Origin of the sequence: Nocardia sp. NRRL S-836, from assembly GCF_001279525.1 — a bacterium.
Lineage (GTDB): Bacteria > Actinomycetota > Actinomycetes > Mycobacteriales > Pseudonocardiaceae > Lentzea.
This window is the reverse complement of record NZ_LGDY01000124.1, coordinates 44,226-58,826: the sequence shown is the minus strand read 5'-3', so window position 1 is coordinate 58,826 and position 14,601 is coordinate 44,226. Positions and strand designations below refer to the sequence as shown.

The 14,601-nt window shown below is 70.9% G+C and carries 10 protein-coding genes; 6 read left to right on the top strand and 4 right to left on the bottom strand.

Features of this window, described 5'->3' with window-relative positions; all coding sequences use genetic code 11:
• Positions 1-2: 2 nt before the first annotated feature.
• From ADL03_RS32940 to ADL03_RS32930, 3 genes are read right to left on the bottom strand one after another with little or no spacing between them, the layout of a single operon-like run.
• Complete coding sequence (locus tag ADL03_RS32940) at positions 3-1,802, bottom strand: phospho-sugar mutase (protein ID WP_053737497.1); 1,800 nt, start codon at positions 1,800-1,802, stop codon at positions 3-5.
• A complete protein-coding gene (locus tag ADL03_RS32935) occupies positions 1,799-2,590 on the bottom strand; it encodes a purine-nucleoside phosphorylase (protein ID WP_053737496.1) in 792 nt (263 codons plus the stop codon). Before ADL03_RS32935 ends, ADL03_RS32940 begins: the two co-directional genes overlap by 4 nt.
• A 9-nt stretch (positions 2,591-2,599) precedes the next feature.
• Positions 2,600-4,225 carry a serine/threonine-protein kinase gene (locus ADL03_RS32930; RefSeq protein ID WP_197288853.1) on the bottom strand — a complete coding sequence of 542 codons (1,626 nt, stop codon included), beginning with the start codon at positions 4,223-4,225 and terminating at the stop codon, positions 2,600-2,602.
• An 89-nt stretch (positions 4,226-4,314) separates the two neighbouring features.
• Between ADL03_RS32930 and ADL03_RS47600 the strand changes: the two genes are divergently transcribed.
• The 6 genes from ADL03_RS47600 to ADL03_RS32900 all read left to right on the top strand — a co-directional run bounded on the left by ADL03_RS47600 (position 4,315) and on the right by ADL03_RS32900 (position 12,602).
• A complete protein-coding gene (locus ADL03_RS47600) occupies positions 4,315-6,462 on the top strand; it encodes a methylmalonyl-CoA mutase family protein (protein WP_157529540.1) in 2,148 nt (715 codons plus the stop codon).
• Positions 6,459-8,594 (top strand): methylmalonyl-CoA mutase, encoded by a 2,136-nt coding sequence (scpA, locus tag ADL03_RS32920; RefSeq protein WP_053737494.1) that lies wholly within the window; start codon positions 6,459-6,461, stop codon positions 8,592-8,594. The genes ADL03_RS47600 and scpA overlap by 4 nt, the downstream gene beginning before the upstream one ends.
• Entirely contained in the window at positions 8,587-9,582 is a 996-nt protein-coding gene (gene meaB, locus ADL03_RS32915) for a methylmalonyl Co-A mutase-associated GTPase MeaB (protein WP_053737493.1), read from the top strand. The genes scpA and meaB overlap by 8 nt, the downstream gene beginning before the upstream one ends.
• A 56-nt stretch (positions 9,583-9,638) precedes the next feature.
• A complete protein-coding gene (locus tag ADL03_RS32910; RefSeq protein ID WP_053737492.1) occupies positions 9,639-9,932 on the top strand; it encodes a hypothetical protein in 294 nt (97 codons plus the stop codon).
• 214 nt (positions 9,933-10,146) lie between these two features.
• Entirely contained in the window at positions 10,147-11,319 is a 1,173-nt protein-coding gene (locus ADL03_RS32905; protein WP_053737491.1) for a M20 family metallopeptidase, read from the top strand.
• Between the two features lie 89 nt (positions 11,320-11,408).
• Positions 11,409-12,602 carry an amidohydrolase gene (locus tag ADL03_RS32900; RefSeq protein ID WP_197288874.1) on the top strand — a complete coding sequence of 398 codons (1,194 nt, stop codon included), beginning with the start codon at positions 11,409-11,411 and terminating at the stop codon, positions 12,600-12,602.
• A 549-nt stretch (positions 12,603-13,151) separates the two neighbouring features.
• On the opposite strand, the gene ADL03_RS32895 is transcribed toward ADL03_RS32900, so the two are convergent.
• Positions 13,152-14,588: an alkaline phosphatase gene (locus ADL03_RS32895; RefSeq protein ID WP_053737603.1), complete on the bottom strand. Its 1,437-nt coding sequence runs from the start codon at positions 14,586-14,588 to the stop codon at positions 13,152-13,154.
• Positions 14,589-14,601 lie beyond the last annotated feature (13 nt).

Below are 14,601 nucleotides of genomic sequence, written 5' to 3'. Positions count from 1 at the left end.
CGCTAGCTCACCAGCGCCGTAACGCGTTCGCGCAGTTCAGCCAACCGAGTCTTCGCTGCCGCACGGGCGGACTCCAGTCCGTCCGTGACCGGCTCGACGACCTCCAGGTACGCCTTGAGCTTCGGCTCGGTACCGGAGGGGCGCACGATCACGCGCACGCCTTCCGCCGTCCACCGCAGCACGTCCGCGCCGGGCAGCAGGTCCTCCGAGGTGAACTCGGCCGGCGGCTCGGCGCGCAGCCGGGCCATCGTCGCGCCGATCAGCGACAGGTCGGTGTAGCGCAACGACACCTGGTCGGTCAGGTGCAGGCCGTGGTCCAGCGCCAGCTGGTCCAGCGCGTCGAGCAACGTCCGCCCGGACGACTTCAGGCCCGCGGCCAGGTCGGCGGCGACGACGGCCGCCGAGATGCCGTCCTTGTCCGCCACGAACGACGGGTCGACGCAGTTGCCGAGCGCCTCCTCGTAGGCGAACACCAGGCCCTCGCCGGCCCGCGCCAGCCACTTGAAGCCCGTCAGCGTCTCCGCGTACCGGGCACCGTGCGCCGCCGCGATCGACCTCAGCAGCGACGACGACACGATAGTCGTGGCCACCAACGGATCTGCGCTCTCCACAGTGGACAGCACCAGCGACCCGAGCAGCACGCCCGTCTCGTCGCCGCGCAGCATCCGCCACGCCGACCCGTCCCGCACGCCCAGCGCGCACCGGTCGGCGTCCGGGTCGAGCGCGATCGCGAGGTCGGCGTCCACCGACTCCGCCAGCGCCAGCAGCTCGTCCGACGCGCCGGGCTCCTCGGGGTTCGGGAACGCCACCGTCGGGAAGTCCGGGTCCGGCACGGCCTGCGACCGCACCACGTGCACGTCCGTGAAACCCGCGCGCCGCAACGCTTCCACGGCGAACTGGCCACCGACGCCGTGCATCGGCGTCAACGCGATCTTCAACGACCGCGCGGTGCCGCTGGGCAGCGACGCGACCCGCTCCAGGTAGGCGTCGACGTCGGCGTCCGGCACCACCGAGTAAGTGGAGGCACGCGCCACCGACACCGCGGCGGGCACGGCCTCGATGGCCTGCTCGATCTCCCCGTCCGACGGCGGCACGATCTGCGACCCGCCGGCCAGGTAGAGCTTGTACCCGTTGTCCGCCGGCGGGTTGTGCGACGCGGTGATCTGGATCCCCGCCACCGCACCGTGCTGACGCACCAGGAACGCGAGCACCGGCGTCGGCAACGGCCCCGGCAGCATCCGCACGTCGAACCCGGCCGCCGCCATCACCTCGGCGGCGGCGACGGCGAACTCCTCCGACCCGTGCCGCGCGTCACGGCCGACGAACACGACCCCGGACGCACCGGACCCGGACACACCTGACGCGGACGCACCCGTCCCGCCGCTGCTCGTCCCGGGCGCACCCGATCCGGACGCAACCAGTCCGCCGCTGCCTGACCCGAACGTGCCCGGTCCGGACGCACCCGTACCGCTGCCCGTCCCGCCGCTGTTCAGGCCCGAAGCGCCAAGCCCGGACGCACTGGATCCCGCCCCGGACGTGCGCAGCCACGCGGCCAGCCCGGCCGTCGTGCGCACCACGGTGGCCACGTTCATGCCGTTCGTGCCCGCCCTGACCGGCCCGCGCAGTCCGGCCGTGCCGAACGTCAGCGGCCCGGCCATCCGGTCTTCCAGGTCGGCCAGCGCCGCCGCGTCGCCGCCCATGGCACGCGCCAGCACCCCTTGCAGCTCCGCACGGGTGGCCGCGGAGGGGTCGTCGGCGATCCACCGGAACGTCGCGTCGCGCAGCACCGGGGTGAGGCTCATGCGCGGTCCACCAGCTCGCGCAGCAGCGTGCCCATGCGCTGGGCGGCGGCGGCACCGGCCTCCAGCACCTCCTGGTGGTTCAGCGGTTCGCCGGTGATGCCCGCCGCGAGGTTCGTGACCAGCGACAGCCCGAACACCTCGACGCCCTCGGCGCGTGCGGCGATCGCCTCGTGCACCGTCGACATGCCGACCAGGTCGGCGCCCATCGTGCGGAGCATCCGGATCTCGGCGGGCGTCTCGAAGTGCGGGCCCGGCAGACCCGCGTACACGCCCTCCTCCAGCGACGGGTCGATCTCCTGCGCCAGCTTCCGCAGCCGCGGCGAGTACAGGTCCGTGAGGTCCACGAACCGCGCGCCGACCAGCGGCGACAGCGAGGTCAGGTTGAGGTGGTCGGAGATCAGCACCGGCTGCCCGACGGACATGCCCTGGCGCAGGCCACCGGCGGCGTTGGTCAGCACGACCGTCGACACGCCGGCCGCGGCCGCGGTGCGCACGCCGTGGACGACCTTCTGCACGCCCTTGCCCTCGTAGCCGTGGGTGCGGCCGAGGACGACGAGGACCTTCTTGCCGCCGACCTCCACCGAGCGGATGGTGCCGCCGTGGCCGAGCGCGGTCGGCGCCTCGAAGCCGGTCAGCTCTCCCACCGGAATCTCGGTGGCCGGCTCGCCGATCACGTCGGCTGCGGGCCGCCAGCCGGAGCCGAGCACGATCGCGATGTCGTGCTTCGCCACGCCGGTGCGGCCCTGGATCTCTTCCGCGGCCTTGCCGGCCAGCTCTTCTTCAGTCACCGCGAGAGCTTAAACCGGGGCGAAGGTCGAGGCGATCGCGTCGAAGAGGCGCTCCCTCGCCGCGTCCTCCTGCTCGGTCGGGACGACGACCTCGACCACCCACAGGTCGTTGCCGTACGGCAGCACACGGGAGAAGTGCGACCGGCGCAACGCCGTCGCCTCGTCACCCTCCACGGTCTTGTAGACGAACTGGATGCCGTCCTCCGTGCGCGCACCGGCCAGGTTCGGCGTCGGCACCTTCTCACCGCCGTAGAACCGGCTCGCCCAGCGCGCCTGCACGGCCGCCACGTACTCGGCGATCTTGCGCTTCGGATAGAAGTCGGGGAACCGCTGTACCGCCACCTCGTACGCACCGGACGGCGACACGAAGTGCACCACCGCCGAGGCCGGGACGCGCTGGTCGGCCGCCCGCTGCTCGGCGTACCTGGTCCAGCTCTGGTCCACCTTCAGGGTGAACTTCCCGCCCTGGTCGCCGGCCGCGGTGACGGCGTTCTCGGTGCGCTGCTCGAACGTCGGCGAGCTCGGCAGCGTCGGCAGCGTCGGCGCGCCCTGCTCGACCGGCGGCAGCAGCGGCGCCCCCGCGACCAGCCGGGTCAGCGCGAACCCGCCACCGGAGCCCACCAGGAACAGCACCACCGCCGCGACCAGCACCAACGTCCTGGTGATCGGCGTGCGCTCCGGCGCGGCGGGCTTCGTGACCTGGAACGGCAGCGGCCCGGGGTCGGCGGCCAGCGGCGCGTCCGGCTCGATCTTCGGCTTGGGCCGGACGATCACCGGCATCGGCCGCGGCGCACGGATCTCGAACGCGTCCGTGCCGGGTTCCGGCAGCAGCGGGTAGACCTTGCGCCGCACGTCGACCAGCGACATCCGCTGTTCCGGGTCCTTCTGCATCAACCCGCTGATCACCGGCGCCAGCCGCCCGGCACCCGCGGGCACCGGCACCTCGCCGTTGATCACCGCGTTGATCGTCTGCATGACGTTGCGCCCCACGTACGGCGGCTCACCGGCCATCGCCGCCCACACCGTGGCGCCCAGCGACCACCGGTCGGCCGCCGCGGACACGTCACCGCCCTGCGCGACCTCGGGCGCGATGTAGGCGGGCGTGCCGAGCGTGATGCCGCGGGCGGTCATGGTGGCCTCGGCGACGTTGCGCGCGATGCCGAAGTCCGTGAGCTTCACCCGTCCGTCGTCCGCGATGAGCACGTTGCCCGGCTTGACGTCGCGGTGCGTGATCCCGACCCGGTGGGCCGACTCCAGCGCCGCCGCGACCGCGTCCAGCACCGCAGCGCCCTGCTTCTCGGTGAGGCAGCCCTGTTCCTTGAGCACCTCGCCGAGGCTGCGCGAGGGCACCAGTTCCATCACCACGTACGGGTTGCCGTCGTGCTGGACCACGTCGTAGAGCGTCACCAGGTTCGGGTGCGACAGCGCGGCGACCGCGCGCGCCTCCCGCATCGTGCGCTCCCGCAGCTGGGCCGCCTCGACGTCCGGCATGCCGGGTGTGTGCAGGATGCCCTTCACGGCCACCTGCCGCCCCAGCACCTCGTCGTGCGCCGCCCACACCGTGCCCATGGACCCCTGACCCAGCAGGTGCAGCAGCCGGTACCTAGCCGCGATCACGCGCTCCTGGTCGTCCACCAGGCCATTGTTCCCGAGTTACCGGCTGCATCGTTAACGGCGGTGAACCTCACATAGCCGCGCGCGTACCGTTCCGCGACACTGCAACGATGATGGAGTTGGCCTTGCCCGCCGAATTCCGCCCGAACGAGTTCCCCGCGGCGTCGCGGGAACAGTGGCGTGAACTGGTCGACGCCGTCCTGCGCAAGACGGGCGCCGACTTCGACTCCCTGGTCACCCAGACGTACGACGGCTTCGCGCTCCAGCCGCTGTACACCGCCGACGACGCGCTGCCCCCGTACGCGCTCGCACCCGTCAAGCAGGGCTGGGACGTGCGGCAACGCCACGCGGTACCCGATCCCGTGGCGCTGCTGAACGACCTCGAGGGCGGCGTCACGTCGCTGTGGCTCGCGGTGCCCGCGTCGTCGCTGGAACGCCTGCTGGACGGCGTCTACCTCGACCTCGCTCCGATCGTGCTCGACGGCGACGTCGAGGCCGCCCGCACGATGCTGCGGATCTACGACCAGGCACCGCTGCTGCCCGCCGACGTGACCGGCAACCTCGCACTGGTCCCTTCGGCCGAGTCGCTCCCGGTGATCGAGCAGGCCGTCGCCCAGTTCCCGTCGCTGCGCACGGTCGTGGTCGACGCACTGCCGTTCCACGACGCGGGCGGCTCCGACTCCGAGGAGCTCGGCGCGTCACTGGCGCTGGCCGTGTCGTACCTGCGCTCGCTGACCGCCGCGGGCCTGCCGGTCGCCACCGCCTTCGCACAGCTGGAGTTCCGCTACGCCGCCACCGCCGACCAGTTCACGACGATCGCGAAGCTGCGCGCGGCCCGCCGCCTGTGGGCACGGGTCGCCGAGGTGTCCGGCGCCGACGTGCCGCAGGTGCAGCACGCGGTGACCTCGTCGGCGATGATGACCCGCCGCGACCCGTGGGTGAACATGCTGCGCACGACCGTCGCCTGCCTGTCCGCGGGCCTCGGCGGCGCCGACTCGGTGACCGTGCAACCGTTCGACGCGGCGATCGGCGTACCCGACGAGTTCGCGCGCCGCATCGCGCGCAACACGCAGAACCTGCTGCTGGAGGAGTCGCACCTCGGCGAGGTGATCGACCCGGCGGCCGGTTCCTGGTACGTGGAGAAGCTGACCGACGACCTCGCGGTGGCCGCCTGGAAGTGGTTCCAGGAGATCGAACGCGCCGGTGGGCTGCCGGGGGCGTCCTCGCTGGTGGTGTCGCGGATCGCGGACACCTGGGCGCGGCGGTCGGCCCGGCTGGCGGACCGCAGCGACCCGATCACGGGGGTGAGCGAGTTCCCGAACCTGGCCGAGAAGCCGGTGGTCCGCCCGCCCCACCCGGCGGCGTCCGCTTCGCCTGTGTCGGCAGCTTCGACCACGTCCGCAACGCCGTCCGCATCCACCACGCCAGCGACGTCTGCATCGCTGTCCGCGCCCGCAACGTCGTCCGCGTCGACAACCTCGCCCGCGTCCGCCACGCCACCCGCGTCGGCGGCCTCGCCTGCCTCGGCCGCGCCTGCCTCAACGACGTCGGCAGCTTCGCTTGCGTCCGCAACGCCACCCGCGTTCACAACGCCTGCGTCGGCCACGCCTCCGGCGTCCGCTTCGCCCGTGTCGGCAGCTTCGACCACGTCCACAGCGCCTCCCGCGTCCGTCTCGCCCGCCTCGGCAACGCCTCCCGCCTCGGCCACGCCGTCCGCTCCGCCCCACGGAATCGATACCGACTCGCAGGCCCCCTGGGGGGACGCACCCCCCATCCCAATCATCTCAAGCGGGTCTGACAGTTTCGGCCTCCCGCGCGTGCGTTATGCACAGGCCTTCGAGGAGCTGCGCGACCTGGCCGACGCCCAGCCGGAACGCCCGCAGGTCTTCCTGGCCACCCTCGGCCCGGTCGCCGCGCACACCGCCCGCGCCACCTTCGCCGCCAACCTCTTCAACGCCGGCGGCTTCGCCACCCCCAACGCGGGGCCGACGAAGACCGCCGACGAGGTCGCGGCGCGGTTCAAGGCGTCCGGTGCGCGGATCGCGGTCGTGTGCGGCAGCGACAGCAGCTACGCCGAGCTCGCCGGTCCCGCCGTCGAGGCCCTGCGCGAGGCCGGTGCGGAACGGGTGCTCCTCGCGGGGCGGAAGAGCGACGCGCAGGTCGACGGGCACGTGTACGTGGGCTGCCCGGCGCTGGAGATCCTCAACGGCACCTTCGAGTTCCTCGGCATCACGCAGCCCCAGGGAGTGGAGCGATGATCCCCAACTTCGCGGACGTCGAGCTCGGGCCGCTGCCGCAGGCGGAGTACAAGACCGACCTGCCCTCCTGGGAGACGCCGGAGGGCATCGCGGTCAAGCCGGTCTACGGGCCGTCCGATGTGGACGGTCTCGACTTCCTGCGGACCTACCCCGGCGTCGCGCCGTTCCTGCGCGGGCCGTACCCGACGATGTACGTCAACCAGCCGTGGACGATCCGGCAGTACGCGGGCTTCTCGACGGCCGAGGAGTCCAACGCCTTCTACCGCCGCAACCTCGCGGCCGGGCAGAAGGGGCTGTCGGTCGCCTTCGACCTGGCCACGCACCGCGGCTACGACTCGGACCACCCGCGCGTGGCCGGTGACGTCGGCATGGCGGGGGTCGCGATCGACTCGATCTACGACATGCGGACGCTCTTCGACGGCATCCCGCTGGACAAGATGTCCGTGTCGATGACGATGAACGGCGCGGTGCTGCCCATCCTCGCGCTGTTCGTGGTGGCCGCGGAGGAGCAGGGGGTGAAGCCGGAGCAGCTCATGGGGACCATCCAGAACGACATCCTCAAGGAGTTCATGGTCCGCAACACCTACATCTACCCGCCGCAGCCGTCGATGCGGATCATCTCCGACATCTTCAGCTACACCAGCGCGCACATGCCGAAGTTCAACTCCATCTCGATCTCCGGCTACCACATGCAGGAGGCGGGGGCGACCGCCGACCTGGAGCTCGCGTACACGCTGGCCGACGGCGTCGAGTACATCCGCGCCGGCAGGGCGGCCGGGCTGGACGTCGACGCGTTCGCGCCGCGGCTGAGCTTCTTCTGGGCGATCGGCATGAACTTCTTCATGGAGATCGCCAAGATGCGGGCCGCGCGGCTGCTGTGGGCGAAGCTGGTCAACGGGTTCGAGCCGAAGAGCCAGAAGTCGCTCAGCCTGCGCACGCACTGCCAGACGTCCGGGTGGTCGCTCACCGCGCAGGACGTGTTCAACAACGTCGCGCGCACGTGCGTCGAGGCCATGGCGGCGACGCAGGGGCACACGCAGTCGTTGCACACCAACGCCTTGGACGAGGCGCTCGCGCTGCCGACGGACTTCAGCGCGCGCATCGCCCGCAACACGCAGCTGCTGCTGCAGCAGGAGTCGGGCACCACGCGGGTCATCGACCCGTGGGGTGGCAGCGCGTACGTCGAACGGCTCACGAACGAGCTGGCCGCGAAGGCGTGGGAGCACATCACCGAGGTCGAGAAGGCCGGCGGGATGGCGCGCGCGATCGACGAGGGCATCCCGAAGCTGCGCATCGAGGAGGCGGCGGCGCGCACGCAGGCGCGCATCGACTCCGGGCGGCAGCCGGTGATCGGCGTCAACAAGTACCTGGTGACCAGCGACGAGCAGATCGAGGTCCTCAAGGTCGACAACGCCGGTGTGCGGACGCAGCAGCTGGAGAAGCTGCGCAGGCTCAGGGAGGAACGCGACCAGTCCGCTGTGGACGGTGCGCTGCAGGCCCTGACGAACGCGGCGGGCGGTGGCGGCAACCTGCTGGAGCTGGCCATCGACGCGGCCCGCGCCAAGGCCACGGTCGGGGAGATCTCCGAGGCGCTGGGCAAGGTGTGGGGCCGGCACAGCGCGCAGATCCGCACCATTTCCGGTGTCTACCGGCAGGAGGTCGGCCAAGTGTCCAACGTGGACGCCTGCCGCGCGGTCGTCGAGACGTTCGCGGAGGAAGAGGGGCGCAGGCCGCGCATCCTGGTCGCCAAGATGGGGCAGGACGGGCACGACCGCGGCCAGAAGGTGATCGCGACGGCGTTCGCGGACCTCGGCTTCGACGTCGACGTCGGCCCGCTGTTCCAGACGCCGGACGAGGTCGCGCGCCAGGCCGCCGAGGCCGACGTGCACATCGTCGGCGTGTCCTCGCTGGCGGCGGGCCACCTGACGCTGGTGCCCGCGCTCAGGGAGGAGCTGGCCAGGCTCGGCCGCGCGGACATCATGATCGTCGTCGGTGGCGTGATCCCGCCGCAGGACTTCGACGAGCTGTACGCGGCGGGCGCGTCGGCGATCTTCCCGCCCGGCACCGTGATCGCGGACGCGGCCAAGGACCTGCTGGTGAAGCTCGCGGACCAGCTCGGCCACCATGGCTAGGAGGGCGATCGACGTCGCCGAGTACGCGAAGGGCGTGCTCGACGGCGATCGCAGTGTGCTGGCCAGGGCCATCACGCTGGTCGAGTCGACCCGTGCCGACCACCGGGCCAAGGCGCAGGAGCTGCTGGTCGAGCTGCTGCCGAAGTCCGGCGGCGCGGTCAGGGTCGGCATCACCGGCGTGCCCGGTGTCGGCAAGTCGACGTTCATCGACGCGCTGGGCACCACGCTGGTCGAGCGGGGTCACCGGGTCGCGGTGCTCGCCGTCGACCCGTCGTCCACCCGCACCGGCGGCAGCATTCTGGGCGACAAGACACGGATGGCACGGCTGTCGGTGAGCCCGGACGCGTTCATCCGGCCGTCGCCGACCTCCGGCACGCTCGGTGGCGTCGCCAAGGCCACCCGCGAGACGATCGTGCTGGTCGAGGCCGCCGGCTTCGACGTGGTGCTGGTCGAGACGGTCGGCGTCGGACAGTCCGAGGTGGCCGTCGCGAACATGACGGACTGCTCGCTGTTCCTCACCCTCGCGCGCACCGGCGACCAGCTGCAGGGCATCAAGAAGGGCGTCCTGGAGCTCGCGGACGTCATCGCGGTCAACAAGGCCGACGGCGAGCACGAGCTGGACGCCCGCAAGGCCGCACGGGAGCTGGCGGGCGCGCTGAAGCTGCTGCGCGCCCCGGACGCGGTGTGGCACCCGCCGGTGCTCACGTGCTCGGGCCTCACCGGCGCCGGTCTGGACGAGCTGTGGTCCCGCGTGCTGGAACACCGGACCACCCTGCGCGAGGCCGGCGAGCTGGACGAACGGCGCCGCCGCCAGCAGGTCGACTGGACCTGGATGATGGTCCACGACGAGCTGTGGCGGCAGGTCCGCGAGAGCGCCGCCGTGCGCGCGCTGGCGCCCTCGCTGGAGGAGAAGGTGCGCACCGGTGAGCTCACCGCGACGCTCGCGGCGGAGCAGCTCCTGAAGGCGTTCCAAACGGACGCTGGGTGAGCGTGTAACTAGTTTGGGTGACCTTCGAACGTGGTATTCGTTGTAGAGTTCAGGCCATGTCGAGGTTGCTGCTGGCCTGCGTGTTCGCGCTGATGGGCGTTCTCGGTCTCGCCGGAACGTCCGTTGCTGAGGAGAGCGCGAACGCCCCCGTGGTGGTGGCCGGGCAGACGACGGTGAACCCTGGCCCGAGCGTGAACGCGCCCCAGGAACCGTCGCCTGAGGTGCGGCAGGAGACCAAGCGCAAGCTGTGGATCGGCGGAATCGCGCTGGTCCTGTTCGTGGTGGTCTACTACCGCAACAAGAAGCGGTGGGCGGCCTGGCGCAAGGCACGGGCGGCCAAGAAGGGCTAACCCGAGGACGTGGAGGTGCGCTCGCGCTGAGACGGCGCGTCCCATCCAGTGGGACGCAATAGTCGAAGTTAAGCGTGATTCCCGGCCACTTGCGTCATCGTTGATCGGTCAGACCGAAACTCGCTCGCCGCTCGGCGCAGCGCTGCGACCGGCCAGCCGGTTGATCATCATCAGCGCGCCGCGGGTTTGGAGTGGTGATGCAGGATGGTGGCAAATGAGTACCGACTTGAAGATCAGCACACGCTCGACCGTCGAGCGGTACTCCGACGCGCTGGTTGACCTGTCGCACTCGATCCACGCCGAGCCTGAGCTGGCGTTCTCCGAGCACCGCAGCGCCGAGAAGATCACCTCCCTGCTGGCCCGCGAGGGCTTCAAGGTCGACAGCGGCGTCGCCGGCCTGGACACCGCGTTCGTCGCCACGTTCGGCGACGGCGAGCTGGTGCTGGGACTGTGTGCCGAGTACGACGCGTTGCCCGAGGTCGGGCACGCGTGCGGGCACAACGTCATCGCTGCTGCGTCCGTGGGAACCGCGCTCGCGTTGCGTGACATCGCCGACCGGCTGGGTATCACCGTCAAGGTGATCGGAACACCGGCGGAAGAGGTCGGCGGCGGTAAGGTGCTGATGCTGGAGCGAGGCGTGTTCGACGACGTCTCGTTCTCGATGATGGTGCACCCCGCGCCGTACGAGTCCTGCGCGGCGCGTTCGCTCGCCATCACCGACCTCGAGGTGCACTACAGCGGCAAGCCGTCACACGCGGCCGCCGCCCCGCACCTGGGCATCAACGCCGCCGACGCGGTCACCGTCGCGCAGATCTCGATCAGCCTGCTGCGGCAGCACCTCGAGCCCGGCCAGATGGTGAGCGGCATCGTCACCAACGGTGGCACGGTCCCGAACGTAATACCCGCCCGCGCATCGGCGATGTTCGATGTGAGGGCGGAAAACCTGGAATCGTTGCAGCGCCTGGAGAACCGGATCCGGGACTGTTTCGGCGCCGGAGCACTGGCGACCGGCTGCACCCATGAGGTCGTGCAGGTCTCGCCGATCTACGCCGAACTGACACCTGACCCGTGGCTCGCCGATGCCTACCGGCACGCGGCCACCGAGCTGGGACGACGACCGCTTTCCCGAGCAGAGGAAGCGAGCAAGAAGATCGGGAGCACCGACATGGGCAACGTCACCAGGGTGCTGCCCGCAATCCACCCGACCATAGCCATCGACTGCGGAGACGCGGTGAACCACCAACAAGAGTTCGCGACCGCCTGTGCGTCGGCATCGGCCGACCGTGCGATGCTCGAAGGAGCACTCGCCATGGCCTGGACGACGATCGCGACAGCCACCGACCCCCAGCAGCGCGCACGACTGCTGGCCAGCGGAGGTGCCGCATGACGGTCCTGGACTCCCGCCCCTCCGGGGCCCCTTCCGGCAACACCGCTTCCTCCGCCACCGAGATGCTCGTCGGCCCCACCGGGGTGAGCATGTCTCCTGTGGATGATCTCGGAGAGGGCCGCGGCCCCGCCTGGCTCGACGACTGGCTGAAGGCACACGCCTCGGACGTCGTGGCCTGGCGGCGCCACATCCACGCCCACCCCGAGCTGTCCCGGCGCGAGTACAACACCACCGAGCTCGTGGCGAACCTGCTGCGCGAGGTGGGCCTCAAACCCCGCGTGCTGCCCGGCGGCACCGGCCTGATCTGCGACATCGGCCGCGGCCCCCGCATCGTCGCGTTGCGCGCCGACATGGACGCGCTGCCGTTGCACGAGAACACCGGCTCCCCGTTCGCCTCCACTGTGGACGGTGTGTCGCACGCGTGCGGCCACGACGCCCACACGACGGTGCTGCTGGGCGCGGCACTGGCGCTGGCGTCCGCCACGGAACTGCCGGGCCGCGTGCGGCTGGTGTTCCAGCCGGCCGAGGAGGTCATGCCCGGTGGAGCACTCGACGTGCTCGCCGCCGGCGGCCTCGACGGCGTGGAGCGCATCTTCGGCCTGCACTGCGACCCGCGGCTGCAGGTGGGCCGCATCGGCACCCGCATCGGCGCCATCACGTCCGCCTCGGACCTGCTGGAGCTGCGGCTCTCGTCGCCGGGCGGCCACACGTCCCGCCCGCACCTGACCGCCGACCTGGTGCACGCGCTGGGCACGGTGATCACCGGCCTGCCGACGATGCTGTCGCGCCGGGTCGACCCGCGGTCCGGCACCGTCCTGGTGTGGGGTGCGGTGCACGCCGGTGAGGCGCCCAACGCGGTGCCGCAGGACGGCGTGCTGCGCGGCACATTGCGCACCGGCGACCGCGACATCTGGGCCGAGCTGGAGCCGCTGGTCAAGGACCTCGTTACCGGGCTGCTGCTGCCGACCGGAGTCGGGTTCGACCTGCACCACCGCCGTGGCGTGCCGCCCGTGGTGAACGAGCGGGAGTCGACGCAGATCCTGCGCGCCGGGATCGAAGCGGCGCTCGGGGACGACGCGCTGGCCGGGACCGAGCAGTCGTCCGGTGGCGAAGACTTCGGGTGGTACCTCGAACACGTTCCCGGGTCGTTCGCGCGGCTCGGGGTGTGGAACGGGGTGGAGAAGCAGCGGGATCTGCACCAGCCGACGTTCGACCTGGATGAGCGGGCTTTGCTCGTCGGGGTGCGGGTGATGGTGCACACGGCGCTGGCTGCGCTGGCTTGAGGTTGAGTCTGCGGCTTTGAGTCTGCGGCTTGAGCTGGATGCGGGCCCCCTGATTGTCAGACCTGCTGAGTACAGTCGGGTTGATCAGGGGGTCCTGTTTTTGAGGGGATGCCTGCGTTAGCTTGGACTTTGGGGGGGTTCCTGGGGCTCCGCCCCAGACCCCGACACTCCCAAAGAAGCCTTCCAGCGCCTTGAGCAGGTAGATGGCACGCCTGGTGCTTGGGGCGGCTGCCGGTTGCTTTGTTTGGTTGCGTTGCGGTGGGCGTCTGCCCCGTCTAGCACTCACAGAGCGAGCCAGACCCGGGAAGGGGAGTCAAACCGACGAAAAGCGTGTCGGTTTGACTCCCCTTCACGAAAAGCGTGTCGGTTTGACTCCCCTTCCCGTGCCCGGCAAACGATCGGAGCGCTAGACGGGGAAGCCACCCACCGCGGAACCGCCCGAGGAAAGGCTTTGACGCCTCGCCTTCGGCTCGATCAAAAGCGAACGCCTCGCCTGCGGCTCGATCACAGGTAACGCCTTGCCTCGCCTTGGCTGGAACAGCGGTGTGGTTACAGGATCTGTTCCACCTGTGCGGTGTTGTGGCGTGTGCGCCACGAGTGCGTGAGCGCGGTCGACGTGTTCGGGTCCCGTTTGTCCGCCACGTAGTGCCAGTCCATCTGCACCTGCTCCGGCGTCACCGTCAGCACCTGCGCGCCGTGCGAGTCGAGTTCCACGAACTTCACGTGCGGGTTCAGCGTGCGGAACTGGGCCTCGATCTGCAGCGACGCCGTCCGTGGGGGCACGCCGATCCGTTCGTCGAAATTGTCGGAGGTCACCGAGGTCGTGACGAACTCCGTGGCCACCGTGGTGTCGCCGAACGGCACGTCGATCGCCCACGACGAGTGGATGTCGCCGGTCAGGAACACGGCGTTCTTCATGCCTGCCCGGTCCAGGGCGCGCAGCACGTGGTCGCGGTCCGCGGGGAAGCCGTCCCACTGGTCGGTGTTGGTGGAGGGCTGGCCGGGCAGGGGCGGGATCTTCAACGGCGACAGCATCACCGAGTTGCCCACCAGCTTCCAGCGGGCGCGGCCGTCCACCAATGACGAGGCGAGCCAGTGGCGTTGGGCGGGGCCGAGGATGGTGGTGTCGGTGCGGTAGCTGCGCAGGTCCAGCATGGTGAGGTCGGCGAGGCGGCCGAAGTGCAGGCGGCGGGTCAGTTTGCCCTCGCGGACCGGCATCCACTCGAAGTAGGCCTGCGTCGCGGCGGCCAGGCGGGTGGCCCAGGGGCCCTCGGTGGCCGGGTCGTGGACCGGGGAGCCGATGGACGAGGCGTTCTCGGCCGACTCGTGGTCGTCCCACGTTGCCACGAACGGGTGCTTGGCGTGCAGGGACTGCAGGTGCGGGTCGGTTTTGTACTGCGCGTGGCGGGTGCGGTAGTCGGCGAGGGTTTCGCACTCGGCCTGCGGCTCGGTGACGCGGACGCCCGGTTCGAAGTACTCGTAGATGTAGTCGCCGAGGTGGATGACGGCGTCCAGGTCGTCGCGGGAGGCGAGGTAGCCGTAGGCGGCGAAGTGGCCGGCGATCCAGTTCGAGCAGGAGACCACGCCGAACTTCAGCGAGCCGCAGTCGTCGGACGGGCGGGGAGCGGTTTTCGTGCGGCCGACGGGGGAGAGCGTGCCGGCCGCGGTGAAGCGGTAGTAGTAGTGGGTGGCCGGGCGGAGGCCGGAGACCTCGACCTTCACCGTGTGGTCGCGGTGGGCGCCGGTCACGGTGTGGCCGTGGGCGACCACGCGCGTGAACGCGGGGTCCTTGGCCACCTCCCAGCGGATCGGTTCGGTGGTGACCACGCGGGTCCACAGCAGGACGCCGTCCGGCAACGGATCACCGGAGGCGACGCCGTGCTCGAAGACGGGCGTGGCGGCGTGCGCGGAGCCGGGAAGGGCCGTGGTGGCGGCACCGGCGGCGGCGGTGGCGAGCAGGAACGTACGACGATCAACCCCAGACATGCCACCCAGCATG